We start from the raw sequence: 18,340 nt of genomic DNA on the forward strand, positions 1-18,340 counted from the left end.
TCAGGCGGCGTCCAGGCGACCGGCGCCGACCGGCAGCGGACCGGACCGGTAGACGAGCGAGACGTCGGCCGCGGTCACGGTCCTGGTGGCCGTCCCGAACCGCCACACGCGGTTGTACAGGTAGACCCCGATCCGCGTGCCGCCCTCGTCCGGGACCGCCCACGTCCCGGTCCCCCACTGCGCGGGGTGGCCGACGCCGTCGATGGTCACGGTCGGTCGGGCGAACCAGGTGAGCGTCGGGCGGGTGATCCGGAGTTCCACGCGGCGCTTGGTCGTGCCGGACGGCTGTGTCGTTTCCACCGTCGCAGGATACGGGGCCGCCGGTAGGTTGACAGCGTGACGACGATCGACCTCAACAGCGACCTCGGCGAGGGCTTCGGCGCCTGGACGATGGGCGACGACCGGGCGATGCTCGACGTGGTGTCGTCGGCGAACGTCGCCTGCGGGTTCCACGCCGGCGACCCCGCGATCATGCTCGACACCTGCCGCCTGGCCGCCGAGCGGGGTGTCGCGGTGGGGGCGCACGTGGCCTACCGCGACCTCGTCGGCTTCGGCCGGCGCGCGGTCGACGTCACGCCGGAGGCGCTGTACGCCGACGTCGTCCACCAGATCGGCGCCCTGCTCGCGACGGCGCACGTGGCCGGCACGACCGTCACGTACGTGAAGCCGCACGGCGCCCTCTACAACACCGCCTGCGCCGACCCGGTGCAGGCCGACGTCGTCGTCCGGGCGACGCGCGACGTCGATCCGACCCTCGCGGTCCTGGCCCTGCCGGACTCCGAGCTCCTCCGCGCGGCGACCGCGCACGGGCTCCGCGCGGTGTCCGAGGTCTTCGCCGACCGGGCGTACGAACCCGACGGGTCCCTCGTGGCGCGCAGCCGCCCGGGTGCGGTCCTGCACGACCCGGCGACGGTCGCCGAGCGGGTGCTCCGGATGATCACCGACGGCACCGTGGTCGCCGTGGACGGCTCGGTCGTGCCGGTCCGGGCGGACTCGGTGTGCGTGCACGGCGACTCCCCCGATGCCGTCGCGATGGCCAGGGCCATCCGCTCGCTCCTCGATCGTCACGGGGTCGCGACCACCCCGTTCGCCCCGACACCGTGAGCGCGCCGGTCGCGCACGCCGGACCGATCCCGGAGGTGCGCCGCGCGGGCACCCGTGCGGTGCTCGTCACCTTCGACACGCTCGCCGAGGTCACCGCGTTCCGCGCCGGAATCGAGGCCGCGCCGGTGCCGGGCGTGACCGAGCTCGTCTCGGGCGCGCGCACGCTGCTCGTCCGCTTCGACCCGGAACGCACCGATCCCGCGCGACTCGCACCGCGCCTCCAGGCCGTCGAACCCGTCCTGCCCACCCGAGCCGACCTCGGCGCGGTGACCACGATCCCCGTCACCTACGACGGTGAGGACCTCGACACCGTCGCCGCCCTGGTCGGCACCACGCGGGACGGGCTCGTCGCCTGGCACACCGGCCAGGTCTGGACGAGCGCGTTCTGCGGCTTCGCCCCCGGCTTCAGCTACCTGACCGGGACGGCTCCGTCGCCCGGCCTGCCGCGGCGCACCACCGCCCGGACCGCGGTGCCCGCCGGCAGCGTCGCGCTCGCCGGGGAGTTCAGCGCCGTCTACCCGCGTGCGTCCCCGGGCGGCTGGCAGCTCATCGGCCGCACCGACGTGCCGATGTGGTCACTGGATCGCGAGCCACCCGCGCTCGCACCGGCCGGCACGCGGATCCGGTTCGTCGAGGTCTCCCGCGCATGAGCGGCCTCACCGTCCTGCAGGTCGGCCCCGGGACGTCGACGCAGGACCTCGGCCGCCCCGGGTTCAGCGACGCGGGACTCGGGGCTTCCGGCGCCGTCGACCGCGCTGCCGCGGCGCTCGCGAACCGGCTGGTCGGCAACCGTCCCGAGGCGGCGGTCCTGGAGGCGCTGCTCGGCTCCGTCACGCTCCGCTCGGACGCGCACGTGGTCGCGGCGCTGACCGGCGCACCCTGCCCGGTGACGGTCGAGCGGGCGGACGGTCGGGTGCGCGGCGCCGCCTGCTTCGAGATCGTCGCCCTCGCACCCGGCGACGTGCTCCGGGTGGGGGCCGCCACGTCCGGGCTGCGCACGTACCTCGCGGTCCGCGGAGGCCTCGCCGTCGAAGCGGTGCTCGGCAGTCGATCGTGGGACTCGCTCGCGCGCCTCGGTCCGCCGCCGGTCACGACCGGGGACGTCCTGCCGATCGGGGACGCCGCCAGCGCATGGCCGCCCGTCGACGCCGTCGCGCCGCCGCGCTGGCCCGCTCCGGGCGAGGCGGTCGTCCTCGACGTCACCGCTGGTCCCCGGGACGACTGGTTCACCCCGGCGTGGCGTGCGGTCCTCGTCGACCAGCTCCACCAGGTCACCCCGGACAGCGACCGGGTCGGCGTGCGGACCACCGCTGCCCGACCGCTCGTGCGCCGTGTCCCCGGCGAGCTGCCGAGCGAGGGCGTCGAGACCGGATCGCTCCAGGTCCCGCCGGCGGGCCACCCCGTCCTGTTCCTCGCCGACCACCCCGTCACGGGCGGCTACCCCGTCGTCGCGGTGCTCACCCCCGCGTCGGTGGACCGCGCCGCCCAGCTCCGGCCGGGCGACGCGATCCGGTTCCGCGTCCTCGACTGACTCAGCCGGCGTACTCCGGGTCGGCCGCCGGGTCGTACGGCTGCACCCCCCACGAGCCGTCGTCCGACGTCGGAGCGGGGTGCTCGTTCTGCCAGAGGACGTCGACCGCGGACCACTCCGACGCGCTGCACCAGTCGAGCACGTACGCGTCGTGGGCCACCGGCGCCACGAACAACGACGACCTCGGGATCCGTCCGAGCGACTCTCCCCGTGCGGTCATGCACCCCTGCAGCCGGTCGAACGCCGCGAGGTACTCGCTGCGGGTGACGACGCCGTCCTCGGTCGCCTGGTCCTGCGCCGCGCTCGCCGCGGGCATCGGGGGCGTGCGCAGCCAGCCGTACGACAGCGTCCACCCGAGGTCCCCGTCCACGCTGAGCCGGATCCGGTGGCCGGCGATCTCCGACGATGCGTACGAGCCCGTGACGTGCGACCCGGCGGCGCACGACGCGCTGCCCCCGGTGACACCGGACCCGCGCTCGGTGATCTCGCCGCTCCCGGTGCGACACGTGGCGACCCAGGTGAACGTGTCGGCGCGGGCGGGCGCGCGTCCGACCGTGATCGTCTCGTCCGACGACCCGACCCGCCCGACCGGGCTGCCGACGACCCGCAGGTACGTCGCGCCCGACCCGCCGACGACCGTCGCGGCCTGGCTCTGGGCCTCGAGAGCGGCGGGGTCCGGACTCGCCGCCGCGGTGATCGCTCCACCGGCGGCAGCTCCGCCGAGGACGCACACCACCGCTCCCGCGATCGTCGCCGCCCGCCACCGTCGACGCCGCCGGGGCGTGTGCTCGACGGTGTCGACGAGCAGCGCCCGCAGTGCCCGGTCGCGGTCGCCCGGCTCCCTGTTCGTGGAGGTGCTCATGATCGTGCTCCGTTCCGTTCGACGGCCGGTCGGGTGGTGGGTGCGCTCGCGCCGAGTGCGGCGGCGAGGCGGGTGCGCGCCCGGGAGAGGCGCGACTTCACGGTCCCCGGCGCGATGCCGAGCGCCGAGGCGATCTCCCGCTCGCTGTAGCCCTCGAGGACCGACAGCGTGAGGACCTGCTGGTCGCGGTGCCCGAGCGTGCGGAGGGCACGGACGGCGTCCCCGTCGTCGTCCCGGTCCGCGTGGTCGGGGACGGGCTCGGGTGGTGGCAACCGGTCGAGGGCGGCCCGGTAGCGCCTGGCCGCACGGGTCTGGTTGCGGGCGACGTTCGTCGCGGTGACGAGGAGCCACGGCAGGAGCGACCCGTCGACGAGCCGCACCCGAGCCCGGTTCCGCCAGGCCTCGAGGAACACGATCGCGACCGTGTCGGCCGCGTCCGTGTCGACCGGCACGAGTCGCATGCAGTGTCGCTGCACCCGGTGGCGGTGCCGGTCGAACACCCGCCCGAACGCCTCGCCGTCACCCTCGAGCGCCATCGCCCAGTCCCCGCTGTCCATACCCTGCAGTGTCCGGGACGGCCGGATCGGTTCCACCCCGCCGCACCGACCGTCGACGAGTCCGGAACACACCGGACCGCCGACCGGTTGCAGCACGGGCGTGGTCGCACGTGGCGGCGACGTGTCGCCCCGGCGACCCCGAGTCGCTCCGGCGACGACGAGAGAGGTGCACCATGTCGATGACCGTCCTGCTCGAGGTCCAGCTCCGGACCGACGTCCCCACCGAGACCGTCGAGGCCGCGATCCGCGAGACCCTCGCCCAGACCGCCGCGTTCGCCGGCAACGAGTCGCTCGAGGTCCTCGTCGACGACGCCGACGCGTCGCGCGTGGTCGTCCTCGAACGGTGGACGACGTCTGCGGACCACGACGCCTACGTCGCGTGGCGCGGCACCCCCGAGGGGGCGGCGAACGCCCTCGCCGCCGTCGTCGCCGCGCCGCCGGTCACCCGGACGTTCGACCGGACCATCACGCTCGACTGACCCCGGGGCGGGCGGTCCCCCGGTCGTGCCCGGGGCGGGCGGTCCCCCGGCCGTGCCCGGGGAGGGCGGTCGGCCGGCCGTGCCCGGGGATGGGACGATTGGGGCATGACCGCCACGCTCGTCGCCAAGGGACTCTCCGGCGGGTACGCCGCACGCACGCTCTTCGACGCCCTCGACCTGACCGTCGCCCCCGGGGACGTCATCGGCGTCGTCGGGGTGAACGGCGCCGGCAAGTCCACCCTGCTGCGCCTGCTCGCCGGGGTGGACGAACCGCTCGCCGGCAGTGTGTCGCTCGCACCGACCGACGCGTTCGTCGGCTTCCTGCCGCAGGAGCACGAACGCGTCCCCGGCGAGACCGTCGCCGCGTACATCGCCCGGCGGACCGGCTGCGCCGAGGCGACCGCGACGATGGACGCCGCCGCTGCCGCGCTCGGCGATCCCGGCGCCGGGGACGCCGCGGCGGACGCCTACTCGGCGGCGCTCGACCGCTGGCTCGCGGCGGGCGCGGCCGACCTCGACGACCGCATCCCCGTCGTGCTCGCCGACCTCGGCCTGGCCGTCGGCGCCGACGAGGACGGCGTCGGGCCGGAGTCGCTCATGACCGCGCTGTCCGGCGGGCAGGCCGCCCGCGTCGGCCTCGCCGCCCTGCTGCTCTCGCGGTTCGACATCGTGCTGCTCGACGAGCCGACGAACGACCTCGACCTGGACGGCCTCGACCGGCTCGAGGGCTTCGTGCGCGGCCTCCGAGGCGGGGTCGTCCTCGTCAGCCACGACCGCGAGTTCCTGGCGCGCTCGGTGACCGCCGTCCTCGAGCTCGACCTCGCGCAGTCCTCGAACCGGCTCTTCGGCGGTGGCTACGACTCGTACCTCGAGGAACGCGAGATCGCCCGCCAGCACAAGCGCGACGCCTACGAGGAGTTCGCGTCCACCAAGGCGGACCTCGTCTCCCGCGCCCGCACACAGCGCGAGTGGTCGAGCCAGGGCGTCCGGAACGCGATGCGCAAGAACCCCGACAACGACAAGATCCGTCGTCGTGCGGCCTCCGAGTCGAGCGAGAAGCAGGCGCAGAAGGTCCGTCAGATGGAGTCCCGCATCGCCCGGCTGGACGAGGTCGAGGAGCCGCGCAAGGAGTGGCAGCTGGAGTTCACGATCGGCAGCGCGCCCCGGTCCTCGGCGGTCGTCGCCACGCTGTCCGACGCGACGTTCGTGCAGGGCGACTTCACGCTCGGCCCGGTCTCGCTGCAGGTCGACGGCGGTGACCGCATCGGCATCACCGGACCGAACGGCGCCGGCAAGTCCACGCTGCTCCGCGCACTGCTCGGCAAGCAGGCGCCCACGACCGGCACGGCGTCCCTCGGGTCCAGCGTCGCGGTCGGCGAGATCGACCAGGCACGCGCGGCCTTCACGGGCGAGCAGCCCCTGGCCGACGCGTTCGAGGCGATCGTGCCCGAGTCCACGACGGCGGACGTCCGGACCCTGCTCGCGAAGTTCGGGCTCAAGGCGGACCACGTCGGTCGTCCCGCGAACGCGCTGTCCCCCGGCGAGCGGACCCGCGCCGGCCTCGCGCTGCTGCAGGCCCGCGGCGTGAACGTCCTCGTGCTCGACGAACCCACCAACCACCTCGACCTCGCCGCGATCGAGCAGCTCGAACAGGCGCTCGACTCGTACGACGGCACCCTGCTCCTCGTCACGCACGACCGCCGCATGCTCGAGACCGTCCGCCTCGACCGGCAGTGGCGGGTCGGGGCCGGCCACGTCACCGAGGCCTGACCGACCGCCGCACGGACTCGCCGTCGGTGCCGCCGAGCGGCATCACGGCAGCCGGTCGGCAGCACGGCGGCCCTGCGGCACCAGGGCTGCCGGTCGGGGTCAGGGCGTCGGGACGCCGGGCGCGGAGCCCGCGGTCGCTCCGCCGCCCCGCGTCCACGAATCGGCCACCGGACGCACCTCGACGAAGCCGCCCTGCTCGGTGGCGGGGTTCCGCCGGGCGATCGCGACGGCGGCGTCCAGGTCCGGCGCCTCGATGACCCCGATGCCGTCGAGCGCGGCCGTCACCCCGGGACCGCTCGACGGGCCGTCACAGTCGATCCGCACCGACTCGGCGGCAGGACCGAAGGCGAAGGCCGCGACGAGCACGCCGGAGTCGATGAGCTCCGAGGCGTGCCGGTCGTGGGCGGCGAGCTCCTCGAAGGATGCCTCGCCCGGGCCACCGTGGATGAGGACGACGAAGTGCGGCATGCCCCCGGCCTACACCGTGGTCCGGACGTGCGCCCGGACGGTCAGCGACGAAGGCCCAGCCGCTCGATGACCTCGGCGCTCTCCTCGTCCGGGGTGCGGTCGGCGGCGACGGTGATGTGCGCCTCGTCGTCGCCGGGGACCTCGAGCGTGGCGAGCTGCGACTGCAGCAGCGACGTCGGCATGAAGTGGCCGGAACGCTTCGACATCCGGTCCTCGATGAGCGCCCCGTCGCCGGCGACGTGCACGAACACCACGCCGGGCGCTCGGAGGACGTCCCGGTAGGAGCGCTTCAGCGCCGAACAGGTCACCACGCCGGGGGTCCCCTCGTCGAGGTGGGACCGGATCCACGCCGCGATCACGTCGAGCCACGGCCAGCGGTCCTCGTCGGTGAGCGGGGTCCCGGCGTGCATCTTGTCGACGTTCGCCTGCGGGTGCATGGCGTCGCCCTCGGCGAACTCCCACCCGAGCTGTTCGGCGACCATCGCGGCGACGGTCGACTTGCCGGATCCGGAGACGCCCATCACGACGAGGACGCGTGCGTCGGGTGCCCTGTCGGCGCTCAACGGATGAACACCCCCGCGAGCAGGACGCCCAGCAGACCGAACACCGAGATGAGGCACTCGAGCATCGTCCAGGTCTTGAAGGTCTGCCCCACCGTGGTGTTGAGGTACCCCTTCACGAGCCAGAACCCGGCGTCGTTCACGTGCGACAGGAACACCGATCCGGCACCGATCGCGAGCACGAGCAGCGAGGTCATCGGCGAGGACAGGTCGTGCGCGATCGGCGCCATGATGCCCGCGGCGGTGACGGTCGCGACCGTGGCCGAACCCGTGGCGACGCGCACGAGCGCGGACACCACCCACGCGACGAGCAGCACCGAGATGCCGGAGTCCTTCACGGCGTCGGCGATCACCCCGCCGATGCCGGTGTCGATGAGGACCTGCTTGAAGCCACCGCCGGCCCCGACGATGAGGAGGACGCCCGCGACCGGGGGCAGTGCGCTCTCGAGGGACTTCGACACGGCCGAGCGGTCCATGCCGCCGCCGATCGCGAAGAAGACCATCGCGTAGACCGCGGCGATCCCGATGGCGATCATCGGCGACCCGAGGAAGTCGAGCAGGCTGACCCACGAGCCCGAGGCGTCCGGGACGGTGGCTTCGCGGATCGCCTGCGCGAGCATCAGGACGACGGGAAGCAGGATGCCGACGAGCGCGACCGCGAAGGACGGGCTGCGCGGCTCGCTGATGACGCGGGTGAAGTCGCTCTTGCCGTGGGGCAGGGAGGCGGTGTCCTGCGTGGCGGGGCCGCGCCGCGCCTCCCGTCCGCCGGAGGCGGGGTCGTCCGGGCCGGATGCCGACCCACGCGTGCCGAACATGTCGGGTGCGGGGATGTCGACCCAGCGCGCCGCGAACCGCGCGAAGACCGGACCGGCGAGGACGATGACCGGGATCGCGAGCACGATGCCGAACGCGAGCGTCGTGCCGAGGTTCGCGCCGACCGTCGAGATCGCGACGAGCGGGCCGGGGTGCGGCGGGACGAACGCGTGCATCGTCGAGAGGCCGACGAGCGCGGGCACGGCGATCTTCATGATCGGGACGGAGCTGCGCTTCGCCACGAGCACGATGATCGGGATGAGGAGGACGAGGCCGACCTCGAAGAACATCGGCAACCCGATGAGCGCTCCGATCAGGGCCATCGTCCACGGGAGCGCCGCCTTCGACGACCGGCGCACGAGGGTGTCGACGACACGGTCCGCCGCGCCGGAGTCGACGAGCATCTTGCCGAACATCGAGCCGAGGCCGACGAGGATGCCGACGCTCGTCATCGTCGCGCCGAACCCGTTGCCGAAGCTCGTGACGGCCTTGTCCGGGGCGAGGCCCGCGCCGATCCCGACGCCGAGCGCACCGATCGTCAACGCGATGAACGGGTGCACCTTGAGCCAGGTGATCAGGGCGATGATCACGACGATGCCGATGACGGCCGCGATGATCAGCTGCGCGACCGGCCCCGACGGGTCGACCGCCTGGGTGCCGGCTGGTTCCGCCGCCAGGACGGTGACCGCGTGGGCCGCGACCGCGTGGGCCGTGGCCGGATCGGCCGGGAGAGCGTGAGGCATCGGTGCCCCTTCCTGGAGCCGCTGCCGTGCGGCTCCGTCGCCTTCGTGTCGAGTGCGGCGGGTGCTTCGCACGCCGACCGCGAATAATCTGATTAATCAGACTATACGACGATCCACCGCGCGGCATCCGCCCTCCGGGGCAGTCTGCCGATTCGATGGGGACCGCGTCACGTCCACTGCGTGCCGCGTACTGCATGGAGGAACGATGCCGACCGGCCGCGGACTGCACGCCCACGTGCTCGAGACCCTCGGGCATCGCATCGTCGACGGCACCCTCGCCGCCGGTACCGTGGTCCGGCCCGAGCTCGTCGCCGGCGAGTTCGGCGTGTCGCGGTCGGTCGTCCGCGAGGCGCTCCGCGTCCTGCAGTCCCTCGGGCTCGTCGAACCCCGGCAACGGGTCGGCACGCAGGTGCTCGGCATCGGCTCGTGGGAGCTGCTCGCACCGACCGTCATCCGGTGGCGCGGGGCCTCGCCGTCGTACTTCATCCAGCAGCGCGAGCTCCTCGAGCTGCGCCTCGGCGTGGAGCCCGTCGCCGCGACGCTGACGGCCGGGACACCAGGGGCCGCCGCGGTGCTCGCCGCCGCCACCGACATGACCGCCGCCTGCGGCCGGGAGGACAGCCGCGCCTACCTCGAGGCCGACGTCCGCTTCCACCGGGCGCTCCTGACCGGTTCGGGGAACGCCGTGTTCACGCACTTCGCCGGGACCGTGGAGGCGCTCCTCCGGACCCGCACGTCGGAGTCGCGCGACACCATCACGCGCTGGACCCGCGACGCGGCGGCCAGGCACGAGGCGGTCGGGCTGGCGCTCGTCGCCGGTGACGCGGCGGGCGCGTCGGCCGCGGCGGGCGAGCTGGTGCGGGTGACGCGCGACGAGTTCATCGCCGAGGCGCCGCAGGCCTGACGCCGTACGCTCCGGCTGGCGGGTCGCCGCGGTCGCACGACACGCCGCAGGCGGGTCGCCGAGGTCGCGGGACACGCCGCAGGCGGGTCGCCGAGGTCGCGGGACACGCCGCGTGCGTGCGACGGGAGCGGCAGATCGCGCGACCTCGCGGGGCCGGGACGCGACCGGCCGACGGACGGGAGGCGCGGTGCGGCGCCGACCCGCGCCTCCCGTCCGACCGTGGCCGGGTCACAGGACACGCCGCGCGTGCTCCGCCCAGGTCGCGCGACGCGCCGCGAGCCCACGCGGGACGCGGCCGATCGTGCGACCTCGACCCCACCCCGTCCGTGACGCGTTCGCTACTTGCGCGCGAACAGGCGCGGACCGCGCAGGCGCAGCCGCATCGTCACGGTGCCGAGCCACCGGTCGTACTTGTAGCCGACCTTGCCCATGCGGCCGACCTCCTCGAAGCCGAGGCGCTCGTGCAGGCGGATCGACGCCTCGGCCTGCCGGTCGGCGATGACCGCGACGATCTCACGCACGCCGGCGGAGCGGCACTCGTCGATCAGCGCCTCCATGAGTGCCCGGCCGAGCCCCTTCCCGCCGGATGCCGCACCGAGGTAGATCGAGTCCTCGACGACCCGGTTCGAGCGGTCGCGGGGGTTCCACGGGTCGACGAGCGCGTACCCGAGCACCTGCCCGGAGGGGTTCTCGGCGACGAGGAACGGCAGCCCGCGGCGGCGGATCTCGTCGTACCGGCGCTTCCACGCCGCGAACGTGAACGCCGTCGGGTCGAAGGTGACCGAGGAGTTCCGGACGTAGTGCGTGTGGATCTCGCGGACGTCGGGGAGGTCGGTCGGCTCGGCCGCACGGATCGTGTACGTGAACGCGGCTTCGGCCGGCACCGGGGCACGCAGGTGTCGCGGCAGGACCCGCCGTCGCTGGTATTCCTCCTCGAGCACGGGTCCGAGCCTATTCGGCGGGCAGGGTCCAGTCGACCGGTGCGGCGCCCTGCGCGACCACGAGCTCGTTCACCTGCGAGAAGGGGCGGCTGCCGAAGAAGCCCCGCGAGGCGCTGAGCGGGCTCGGGTGCGCCGAGGCGACGACGGGGGTGTCGCCGAGGAGCGGTCGGATCGATGCGGCCTGCGCACCCCACAGCACCGCGACGAGAGGCGTCCCCCGGGCCACGAGGGCGCGGACGGCCTGGTCGGTGACGGCCTCCCAGCCCTTGCCACGGTGGCTGCCCGCAGCGCCGGCCTCGACGGTCAGGACGCGGTTGAGCAGCAGGACGCCCTGCGCCGACCACGCGCGGAGGTCCCCGTGCGGCGGCGGCGTCACACCGAGGTCGGCCTCGAGTTCGCGGTAGATGTTGGCCAGACTGCGCGGGACCGGGCGCACGTGCGGGTCGACCGCGAAGGACAGGCCGATCGGGTGCCCGGGCGTCGGGTACGGGTCCTGGCCGACGACGAGCACCCGCACGTCGTCGAACGGGTCGGCGAACGCGCGCAGGACGTGCTCGCCGGCGGGGAGGTACTGCCGGCCGGCAGCGGTCTCGGCGCGGAGCCAGTCGCCCATCCGGTGGACGTCGTCCTCGACGGGGGCGAGGGCCTCGGCCCAGCCGGGGTCGACGAGGTCGGCGAGCGGACGGGGCTGCACGGGCTAGGCGCCCATCGTGGCGAAGCGACGGTCCGGGTTCGGGTTCGTCACGGCTAGGCGCCCATCGTGGCGACGGCGACCGATTCCTCGCCGGCGACGACGCGCCAGACGCTGCCCGTCCCGCGGACCTCGAGCGCCCCCTCACCGACGACGAGCGTGGTGTCCTCGTCGATCGCCAGCCCGGCGGTGACGAACTCGGCCTCGGCGCTCGCGATGAGCCGGGCGAGCGTGCCGGCCTGGACGGCGTGCACGTCGATGGTCAGGTCGACGAGTCCGAGGCCCTCGCGGAGCTCGACCTCGTCGAGTCCCTCGGATGCCTCCTCGGGGCAGACCTCGACCCCGCCGATGCGCCAGCCACCCACGAGGGCGCGGTCGGCGGCGATCATCGCGCCGGCCGAGTAGCCGAGGTACGGCAGGCCGTCGGCGACGAGCAGGCGGATCTGGTCGACGAGCGGGGCGACGGCATCGAGGTAGTCCGGCGTGACCCCGCCGCCGACCACCAGGGCGTCGACGTCGCTCAGGACCGTGGTGTCGAACACCTGGCCGGCGGCGATCTCGGTCACGAGGACCTCGGCCGTGCGCGGGCCGCCGAGCACCTCGGCGATGTCGGCGGTCGAGGACGGGCTCGCACCCGACGGTCCGGCGACCGAGAGCAGGGCGATGCGCGGGACGGTGCGGCCGACGGCTGCGGACCGGGCCGTGGCCTCGGCGACGAACGGCGCGGCGGCGTCCGAGGCGGCGAAGGGTCCGCCGCCGACGAGGTGGATGCTCACGACTCGGCCGTCACCGGGGCGAGGGCGCTCCACGGGAAGGTGATCCAGCCGTCCACCCGACGCCACACGTGGTCCGGTTCGAGCACCGTGCCGGGCTTCGAGTACAGGCACGCGCTGCGGACGTCGGCCCCGGCGTTCCGGATGATGTCCACGACGAGGCGCAGGGTGCGGCCGGAGTCCGAGACGTCGTCGACGACGAGGACGCGCTTGCCGGACAGGCTCGGGGCGTCGAGTGCGGGCGACAGGATCACCGGCTCCTCGAGGCGCTGCTCGACGTCGGTGTAGAACTCGACGTTGATCGAGCCGCACTCCTTGGTGCCCAGCGCGTAGGCGACCGCACCGGCGATGATGAGCCCACCGCGGGCGACCGCGACGACCACCTCGGGTTCGAAGCCGGAAGACAGGACGTCCTTGGCGAGCAGGCGTGCGGCGTCACCGAACTCGAGCCAGCCGAGCACCTCGGGCCCGCTCGTCGCGGTCACGGTCGAGGGAGCCTGGGCGGGTGACCCGGATTCGCTGCTGATCGGCATCCGACAACGGTACCGGCACGGACCCCGCGCCCGCGACCCGCGTGTGCTGCCCGGGCGCGTGCGGGTCAGGCCCGGGGCGTCAGCGTGCCGCGCGCGAGCTTGTGCTGGGCGGACTGGGCCACCGGCCGGACCGTCACGAGGTCGAGGTTCACGTGCGGGGGCAGTTCCACCGCGTGCACGATCGCCTCGGCGACGTCCTCGGCCACGAGCGGGTCCGGGACGTCCTCGTAGACGGCGGCGGCCTTCTCGGCGTCGCCGCGGAACCGGGTCAGCGCGAACTCGTCGGTCTTCACCAGCCCGGGCGCGATCTCGACCACCCGGATGGGCTCGCCGTTCAGCTCGAGCCGGAGCGCTGCCACGAGGGCGTGCTCGGCGAACTTCGCGGCGTTGTAGCCGCCGCCGTTCTCGTACGCCACGTGCCCGGCGGTGCTCGTCACCGTGACGATGTCGGCGCTCCCGGCGTCGGCCGCGCGGCGACGGAGGTGCGGGAGCAGGGCCGAGACGACCCGCTTCGTCCCGAGGACGTTCACCTCGAACATCGCGCGCCAGTCGTCGACGTCGGACTCCTCGACCGATGCGGACCCGAGGGCGCCGCCGGCGTTGTTCACGAGCACGTCCGCTCCCCCGAGCTCCTCGACGCGCGCCGCGACTGCCTCGACGTCGGACGCGCTCGTGACGTCCGCGACGAGGACGTCGGCACCGGTCGACGCGGCGAGCGCCTCGAGCTTCTCGGCGCGCCGGGCGACGGCGAGGACGTCCCACCCGCGCGAGCGGAACAGCCGGACGGTCGCGGCTCCGATGCCCGAGCTCGCTCCGGTGACGACTGCGCGACGAGATGCCATGTGCTTCCTCCGTGGACGGGGTGGGGTGTCCCGTCAACCGTACCGATCCGAGGAGGTCACGATCCGGTAACGTGACCGGGCATGACGACGGAAGCCGCGCCTCCAGCGCCCTCGGCGCCCGCGACCGAGCTCGAGCCCGGCCGCGCGAAGCGTCGTATCCCGATGTGGGACACGGCGCGGTTCCTCGCGGTCACGCTCGTGGTGATCGGCCACGCGATCCAGCGGCAGACGGCGGCGAGCGAGCACGCCCTCGCGCTGTACACCTTCATCTACGCGTTCCACATGCCGGCGTTCGGCGTCATCAGCGGGTACTTCTCCTCCGCGGACACCCCGACCGCGAAGCGCATGCGGCGCACGATCACGGACATCGTCGTGCCGTACATCATCATGCAGACGATCTGGACCGTGGTGCAGGCGCTGGTCGAGGGCGGCAAGAAGTTCAACCCGACCCAGCCGACCTGGACCCTGTGGTTCCTGCTCGCGCTCGGGATCTTCAAGCTGATCCTCCCGTACCTCGCGCAGCTGCGCTGGCCGCTGTTCTGGGCCGTCGTGTTCAGCATCGGCGTGGGCTACTTCGACAACGTCGACTCCACGCTGTCGCTGTCCCGGGCGATCAGCCTCCTGCCGTTCTTCCTGCTCGGCTGGCAGGTGAAGCAGTGGGGCCTCTTCGATCGCTGGTACGAGGCCCCGCGACGCACGGTGGTCCGGATCCGCATCGCGGCCGGGGCGGTGTTCGCCGCGTGGGCGGTGGCGTGTGCGATCTGGATCCCCCAGTTCAAGCAGTTCGACCTGCACCACTGGTTCTTCTACGACGACTCCTACTCGGGTCTCGGCGAGGACGCCTGGTGGGCCGGCGGGGTCCGGTTCGGCCTGATGCTGCTCGCGACCGTCCTCACCGCGTCGTTCCTGCTGCTCGTGCCCCGTCGGAACGTGTGGATCACCCAGTTCGGCGCCGCGACGATGTACGTGTACCTGCTGCACACGTTCGTGCTCTACCCGATCCGCGAGTCCGGGGTGCTCGCCGGCCAGCACTCGGCGTGGCCCTACGTCCTGCTCATGGTCGGGATCGCGTGCGCCGTCAGCCTGTTCCTCGCGCAGCCGTTCGTCCGGCGCGGGATGCGGTGGCTGCTCGAGCCCAACGTGCGCTGGCTGTTCCGCCGCGACCCCGCGTAGCGGCCGGCGCGGGCCGGCGCGGCGCGGCGCGGACCGGCGCGGACCGGCGCGGACCCCGCACCGTGCCGACTCCGCCACCTGGTGCGAGGTTGCACGCTGCGTGCGCCGCTAGAACCCCGCACCCAGCGGTCGCCACCGCACCCGGCGACCAACCTCGCACCGTGCCGGCTCGCCCATCTCCCGTCGGGCTGCGCGCTCGGCGCGGCCTGCTCCGCGCACGCACCGTGCGGACGCCGTCACCCGGTGCGACGTTGCACGCTCGGTGCGACGCAACGGCGCCGCACCGAGCCACCGACCCGGCTTCCACTGGCGAACCTCTCACCGTGCGGACGGCGTCACCCGGTGCGACGTTCCACGCCCGGTGCGACGAAACAGCGCCGCACCGAGCCACCAACACGGCACCCGCTGGCGAACCCCGCACCGTGCGGACGGCGTCACCCGGTGCGACGTTCCACGCCCGGTGCGACGAAACAGCGCCGCACCGAGCCACCGACGCGGCACCCGCTCGCGAACCTCGCACGGTGCGGGGCTGGCTGGGCGGGGCGGGCCGGGAGGCGCGGGGCGCCTCGACCGCGGTCGTTACGTCCCGAGGCGGGCGCGCTGGTGCCAGCGCGACCACCTGCGTACCGTGACGGGCGACGCACAGCCGCGCCGCGCCTCCCGGGCCGAGCGCTGGACGACCCGACGACCCGTTGACCGCCACCGGACAGGAGCACGAGATGACCCAGAACGACGCCGCCCAGTGGCGCTTCGAGACCACGCAGATCCACGCCGGCGCGCAGCCCGACCCCACCACGGGCGCCCGTGCGACCCCGATCTACAAGACGACCTCGTACGTCTTCGCGAACTCCGACGAGGCACGTGACCTCTTCGCCCTGGCCAAGCCGGGCAACATCTACTCGCGCATCATGAACCCGACGAACGACGTCGTGGAGCAGCGGATCGCGGCGCTCGAGGGCGGCTCCGGAGCCCTCCTGGTGTCGAGCGGACAGGCCGCCGAGACCTACGCCGTGCTCAACATCGCGGGTGCCGGGGACCACATCGTGTCCTCCTCGTCGATCTACGGCGGCACGTACAACCTGTTCAAGTACACGCTCGCGAAGCTCGGCATCGAGACGACCTTCGTCGAGGACCAGGACGACCTCGACGAGTGGCGCCGGGCGGTCCGACCGAACACGAAGCTCTTCTTCGCCGAGACGATCGGCAACCCGAAGATCAACGTGCTGGACATCACCGGCGTCAGCGAGGTCGCCCACGAGTCCGGCGTGCCGCTCATCGTCGACAACACGATCGCGACCCCGTACCTCATCCGTCCGTTCGAGCACGGTGCGGACATCGTGGTGCACTCGGCGACGAAGTTCCTCGGCGGCCACGGCACGGTCATCGGCGGGATCATCGTCGACTCCGGGAAGTTCGCGTGGTCGCAGCACCCGGACAAGTTCCCGGAGTTCAACACCCCCGACCCCTCGTACCACGGCGCGGTCTTCGCCGAGGCCGTCGGCAACGAGCTCGCCTACATCGTCAAGGCCCGGGTGCAGCTGCTCCGCGACCTCGGTGCGTCGAACTCGGCGGACACCGCGTTCGCGCTGCTGCAGGGCATCGAGACGCTGTCGCTCCGGATCGAGCGGCACGTGTCGAACGCGCAGGAGATCGCCGAGTGGCTCGACCGGCACCCGGACGTCGCGACCGTCGCCTACGCCGGGCTGCCGACCTCGCCGTGGTACGCCGCGGCGAACCGCTACGCGCCGAAGGGCGTCGGAGCGGTGCTGTCGTTCGAGCTGAAGGGCGGCGTGCCGGCGGGCAAGGCCTTCGTGGACAACCTGCAGCTGTTCTCGCACCTGGCGAACATCGGCGACGTGCGCTCCCTGGTGATCCACCCGGCGTCGACCACGCACTCGCAGCTCACGCCCGAGCAGCAGCTCACCACCGGGGTCACGCCCGGCCTGGTGCGCCTCTCGGTGGGGATCGAGAACGTCGAGGACCTGAAGGCCGACCTCGAGGCCGGGCTCGCTGCTGCCCGCTCGGTCGCGCAGGAGGGTCAGCGCGCGTAGCGGCCCCGGGCGCGGGGGCTTTCTGGGCCCTCGCCGGGTCGACTCGGAACGACGTGGTCGTTGTCGTACGACAACGGCCACGTCGTTCGTTGCACGCGCAACACTTGCGTGCGCCCGGGAGCGACAACGTCGATGTCGTACGACGTCGACGAAGTCGTTCCGACTCGGCGCTTGACCAGCACGACGCCGCACGCACGCCCGCGAGCACCCGCGACCCGCCGCCGTGGACCCGCGACGCGCCGGACGTGACGTAACACTGGCGGCTCGCACCGCGCCTCCCGGCAGACTGGACCCGATGGACTGGCAGACGACTCCCGAGGACTCCGTGCCGTCCACCCTCGTGCCCGGGACGGAACTCGGCACGCTCGGCAAGCCGCCGGTCACCGGCGCCTGGCGCCCGGGCGACAACCCTGGTGCCCGACACTTCGCGTCGATCGGCGAGCAGTGGGTCCGCGGCGGCCGCATCCCGACCGTGCGGGTGGCCTACGAGACCTGGGGCACCCTCGACGCCGACCGCGGCAACGCGGTCCTCGTGTTCCACGCGTTGACGGGCGACTCGCACGTGGCCGGGGCTCCCGGACCGGGACACCGCACCGCCGGCTGGTGGGGCGACGTCGTCGGACCGGGCCGCGCGATCGACACGGACCGCTGGTTCGTCGTCGCACCGAACATGCTCGGCGGCTGCCAGGGCACGACCGGACCGTCGTCGGTGTCGCCGGACGGCCTCGAGTGGGGCTCCCGCTTCCCGTTCGTCACCGTGCGCGACCAGGTCGCGGTGCAGGCGCAGCTCGCCGACCGGCTCGGCATCGACACCTTCGCCGCCGTCGTGGGCGGGTCGATGGGTGGCATGCACGCGCTCGAGTTCGCGGTCACGCACCCGTCGCGGGTGGCGCGCCTCGCCGTCCTGGCGAGCACGGCGCAGACCACAGCCGACCAGATCGCCGCGAACTCGCTGCAGCGCGCCGCGATCCAGATGGACCCCGCGTTCGCCGGCGGCGACTACTACGAGGCGGACGCCGGCGAGGGGCCGCACCGTGGGCTCGCGCTCGCACGGCGGATGGCGTTGATGACCTACCGGGCCTCGGACGAGTTGAACGGCCGGTTCGCCCGGTCGTGGCAGAGCGATGTCTCACCGCTCGGCGACGACGGCCGCTTCTCGGTCGAGAGCTACCTCGACTTCCACGGCAACAAGTTCACGCGGCGGTTCGACGCGAGCTCGTACGTCACCCTCACGCACGCGATGGACTCGCACGACGTCGGTGCCGGGCGGGGCGGTGTCGCGGCGGCGCTCGCGCAGGTGACGGCGCGCACGCTGGTGGTCGGGGTGTCGAGCGACCGGTTGTTCCCGATCGAGGACCAGCACCGCATCGCGGCCGGTGTGCCGGACGCCCTCGACGGTGACCGTGCGGCGGTCATCGAGAGCGAGTTCGGGCACGACGGGTTCCTCATCGAGCACGAAGCGGTCGGCGCGCACCTGCGGCGGCTGCTCGACTGAACGACGGGCGACGGGGTGCGCGCCGCCCGCACACCCCCGTGCGCCGCCCG

Annotated in this window: 20 protein-coding genes; 9 read left to right on the top strand and 11 right to left on the bottom strand. The window is 73.5% G+C overall.

The features are described 5' to 3' along the window. Positions 1–300, bottom strand: a complete 300-nt coding sequence (locus ACQXVK_RS09150) for a hypothetical protein (protein ID WP_430853349.1) — start codon at positions 298–300, stop codon at positions 1–3. A gap of 36 nt (positions 301–336) precedes the next feature. Between ACQXVK_RS09150 and ACQXVK_RS09155 the strand changes: the two genes are divergently transcribed. From ACQXVK_RS09155 to ACQXVK_RS09165, 3 genes are read left to right on the top strand one after another with little or no spacing between them, the layout of a single operon-like run. After that, entirely contained in the window at positions 337–1,104 is a 768-nt protein-coding gene (locus ACQXVK_RS09155; RefSeq protein ID WP_430853350.1) for a LamB/YcsF family protein, read from the top strand. Further along, positions 1,101–1,754 carry a 5-oxoprolinase subunit B family protein gene (locus ACQXVK_RS09160; RefSeq protein WP_430853351.1) on the top strand — a complete coding sequence of 218 codons (654 nt, stop codon included), beginning with the start codon at positions 1,101–1,103 and terminating at the stop codon, positions 1,752–1,754. Before ACQXVK_RS09155 ends, ACQXVK_RS09160 begins: the two co-directional genes overlap by 4 nt. Further along, a complete protein-coding gene (locus ACQXVK_RS09165) occupies positions 1,751–2,635 on the top strand; it encodes a biotin-dependent carboxyltransferase family protein (RefSeq protein WP_430853352.1) in 885 nt (294 codons plus the stop codon). The genes ACQXVK_RS09160 and ACQXVK_RS09165 overlap by 4 nt, the downstream gene beginning before the upstream one ends. 1 nt (position 2,636) lies before the next feature. Here ACQXVK_RS09165 and ACQXVK_RS09170 read toward each other — a convergent pair whose 3' ends face one another. Further along, positions 2,637–3,497, bottom strand: a complete 861-nt coding sequence (locus ACQXVK_RS09170) for a hypothetical protein (RefSeq protein WP_430853353.1) — start codon at positions 3,495–3,497, stop codon at positions 2,637–2,639. Further along, on the bottom strand, positions 3,494–4,054 hold the full coding sequence (locus ACQXVK_RS09175) for an RNA polymerase sigma factor (protein ID WP_430853354.1): 561 nt from the start codon (positions 4,052–4,054) through the stop codon (positions 3,494–3,496). Before ACQXVK_RS09175 ends, ACQXVK_RS09170 begins: the two co-directional genes overlap by 4 nt. Positions 4,055–4,227: 173 nt before the next feature. Here ACQXVK_RS09175 and ACQXVK_RS09180 point away from each other — a divergent pair, with 173 nt between their 5' ends. Continuing rightward, on the top strand, positions 4,228–4,533 hold the full coding sequence (locus ACQXVK_RS09180; RefSeq protein ID WP_022907267.1) for a putative quinol monooxygenase: 306 nt from the start codon (positions 4,228–4,230) through the stop codon (positions 4,531–4,533). 105 nt (positions 4,534–4,638) lie between these two features. Further along, a complete protein-coding gene (locus ACQXVK_RS09185) occupies positions 4,639–6,303 on the top strand; it encodes an ABC-F family ATP-binding cassette domain-containing protein (RefSeq protein WP_430853355.1) in 1,665 nt (554 codons plus the stop codon). A 99-nt stretch (positions 6,304–6,402) separates the two neighbouring features. Here ACQXVK_RS09185 and ACQXVK_RS09190 read toward each other — a convergent pair whose 3' ends face one another. From ACQXVK_RS09190 to ACQXVK_RS09200, 3 genes are read right to left on the bottom strand one after another with little or no spacing between them, the layout of a single operon-like run. Then, complete coding sequence (locus ACQXVK_RS09190; RefSeq protein ID WP_430853356.1) at positions 6,403–6,771, bottom strand: YciI family protein; 369 nt, start codon at positions 6,769–6,771, stop codon at positions 6,403–6,405. Positions 6,772–6,812: 41 nt separating this feature from the next. Then, a complete protein-coding gene (locus tag ACQXVK_RS09195) occupies positions 6,813–7,292 on the bottom strand; it encodes a gluconokinase (RefSeq protein ID WP_402263842.1) in 480 nt (159 codons plus the stop codon). A 38-nt stretch (positions 7,293–7,330) separates the two neighbouring features. Further along, positions 7,331–8,887 carry a GntP family permease gene (locus ACQXVK_RS09200; protein ID WP_430853357.1) on the bottom strand — a complete coding sequence of 519 codons (1,557 nt, stop codon included), beginning with the start codon at positions 8,885–8,887 and terminating at the stop codon, positions 7,331–7,333. Between the two features lie 205 nt (positions 8,888–9,092). Between ACQXVK_RS09200 and ACQXVK_RS09205 the strand changes: the two genes are divergently transcribed. Further along, on the top strand, positions 9,093–9,791 hold the full coding sequence (locus ACQXVK_RS09205) for a FadR/GntR family transcriptional regulator (protein ID WP_430853358.1): 699 nt from the start codon (positions 9,093–9,095) through the stop codon (positions 9,789–9,791). A 338-nt stretch (positions 9,792–10,129) separates the two neighbouring features. Here ACQXVK_RS09205 and ACQXVK_RS09210 read toward each other — a convergent pair whose 3' ends face one another. The 5 genes from ACQXVK_RS09210 to ACQXVK_RS09230 form a co-directional block, all read right to left on the bottom strand. Then, a complete protein-coding gene (locus ACQXVK_RS09210) occupies positions 10,130–10,732 on the bottom strand; it encodes a GNAT family N-acetyltransferase (RefSeq protein WP_402263506.1) in 603 nt (200 codons plus the stop codon). Between the two features lie 10 nt (positions 10,733–10,742). Further along, positions 10,743–11,426, bottom strand: coding sequence for a uracil-DNA glycosylase (locus ACQXVK_RS09215; RefSeq protein ID WP_430853359.1), 684 nt, complete (start codon positions 11,424–11,426; stop codon positions 10,743–10,745). A gap of 53 nt (positions 11,427–11,479) precedes the next feature. Continuing rightward, a complete protein-coding gene (locus ACQXVK_RS09220; protein WP_430853360.1) occupies positions 11,480–12,199 on the bottom strand; it encodes a Type 1 glutamine amidotransferase-like domain-containing protein in 720 nt (239 codons plus the stop codon). Further along, positions 12,196–12,729: a phosphoribosyltransferase gene (locus ACQXVK_RS09225; RefSeq protein ID WP_402263515.1), complete on the bottom strand. Its 534-nt coding sequence runs from the start codon at positions 12,727–12,729 to the stop codon at positions 12,196–12,198. The genes ACQXVK_RS09220 and ACQXVK_RS09225 overlap by 4 nt, the downstream gene beginning before the upstream one ends. Positions 12,730–12,794: 65 nt before the next feature. Further along, complete coding sequence (locus ACQXVK_RS09230) at positions 12,795–13,571, bottom strand: SDR family oxidoreductase (RefSeq protein WP_430853361.1); 777 nt, start codon at positions 13,569–13,571, stop codon at positions 12,795–12,797. Between the two features lie 81 nt (positions 13,572–13,652). Here ACQXVK_RS09230 and ACQXVK_RS09235 point away from each other — a divergent pair, with 81 nt between their 5' ends. The 3 genes from ACQXVK_RS09235 to metX all read left to right on the top strand — a co-directional run bounded on the left by ACQXVK_RS09235 (position 13,653) and on the right by metX (position 18,290). Further along, positions 13,653–14,744: an acyltransferase family protein gene (locus ACQXVK_RS09235; protein WP_430853362.1), complete on the top strand. Its 1,092-nt coding sequence runs from the start codon at positions 13,653–13,655 to the stop codon at positions 14,742–14,744. A 719-nt stretch (positions 14,745–15,463) separates the two neighbouring features. After that, positions 15,464–16,795, top strand: a complete 1,332-nt coding sequence (locus tag ACQXVK_RS09240) for a bifunctional o-acetylhomoserine/o-acetylserine sulfhydrylase (RefSeq protein ID WP_031261155.1) — start codon at positions 15,464–15,466, stop codon at positions 16,793–16,795. A 295-nt stretch (positions 16,796–17,090) separates the two neighbouring features. Next, the gene (gene metX / locus ACQXVK_RS09245) at positions 17,091–18,290 is read left to right on the top strand and encodes a homoserine O-acetyltransferase MetX (protein ID WP_430853363.1); all 1,200 of its coding nucleotides are present in this window, start codon (positions 17,091–17,093) and stop codon (positions 18,288–18,290) included. Positions 18,291–18,340: the final 50 nt, after the last annotated feature.

Origin of the sequence: Curtobacterium sp. AB451, assembly GCF_050585845.1 — a bacterium.
Taxonomy (GTDB): Bacteria; Actinomycetota; Actinomycetes; order Actinomycetales; family Microbacteriaceae; genus Curtobacterium.

Coding starts and splice junctions, on each gene's coding strand:
- ACQXVK_RS09225 (WP_402263515.1), bottom strand. CDS start 12,729: ATGCCGATCAGCAGCGAATCCGGGTCACCCGCCCAGGCTCCCTCGACC.
- ACQXVK_RS09205 (WP_430853358.1), top strand. CDS start 9,093: ATGCCGACCGGCCGCGGACTGCACGCCCACGTGCTCGAGACCCTCGGG.
- ACQXVK_RS09180 (WP_022907267.1), top strand. CDS start 4,228: ATGTCGATGACCGTCCTGCTCGAGGTCCAGCTCCGGACCGACGTCCCC.
- ACQXVK_RS09235 (WP_430853362.1), top strand. CDS start 13,653: ATGACGACGGAAGCCGCGCCTCCAGCGCCCTCGGCGCCCGCGACCGAG.
- metX (WP_430853363.1), top strand. CDS start 17,091: ATGGACTGGCAGACGACTCCCGAGGACTCCGTGCCGTCCACCCTCGTG.
- ACQXVK_RS09190 (WP_430853356.1), bottom strand. CDS start 6,771: ATGCCGCACTTCGTCGTCCTCATCCACGGTGGCCCGGGCGAGGCATCC.
- ACQXVK_RS09195 (WP_402263842.1), bottom strand. CDS start 7,292: ATGGGCGTCTCCGGATCCGGCAAGTCGACCGTCGCCGCGATGGTCGCC.
- ACQXVK_RS09240 (WP_031261155.1), top strand. CDS start 15,464: ATGACCCAGAACGACGCCGCCCAGTGGCGCTTCGAGACCACGCAGATC.
- ACQXVK_RS09175 (WP_430853354.1), bottom strand. CDS start 4,054: ATGGACAGCGGGGACTGGGCGATGGCGCTCGAGGGTGACGGCGAGGCG.
- ACQXVK_RS09230 (WP_430853361.1), bottom strand. CDS start 13,571: ATGGCATCTCGTCGCGCAGTCGTCACCGGAGCGAGCTCGGGCATCGGA.
- ACQXVK_RS09165 (WP_430853352.1), top strand. CDS start 1,751: ATGAGCGGCCTCACCGTCCTGCAGGTCGGCCCCGGGACGTCGACGCAG.
- ACQXVK_RS09185 (WP_430853355.1), top strand. CDS start 4,639: ATGACCGCCACGCTCGTCGCCAAGGGACTCTCCGGCGGGTACGCCGCA.
- ACQXVK_RS09170 (WP_430853353.1), bottom strand. CDS start 3,497: ATGAGCACCTCCACGAACAGGGAGCCGGGCGACCGCGACCGGGCACTG.
- ACQXVK_RS09200 (WP_430853357.1), bottom strand. CDS start 8,887: ATGCCTCACGCTCTCCCGGCCGATCCGGCCACGGCCCACGCGGTCGCG.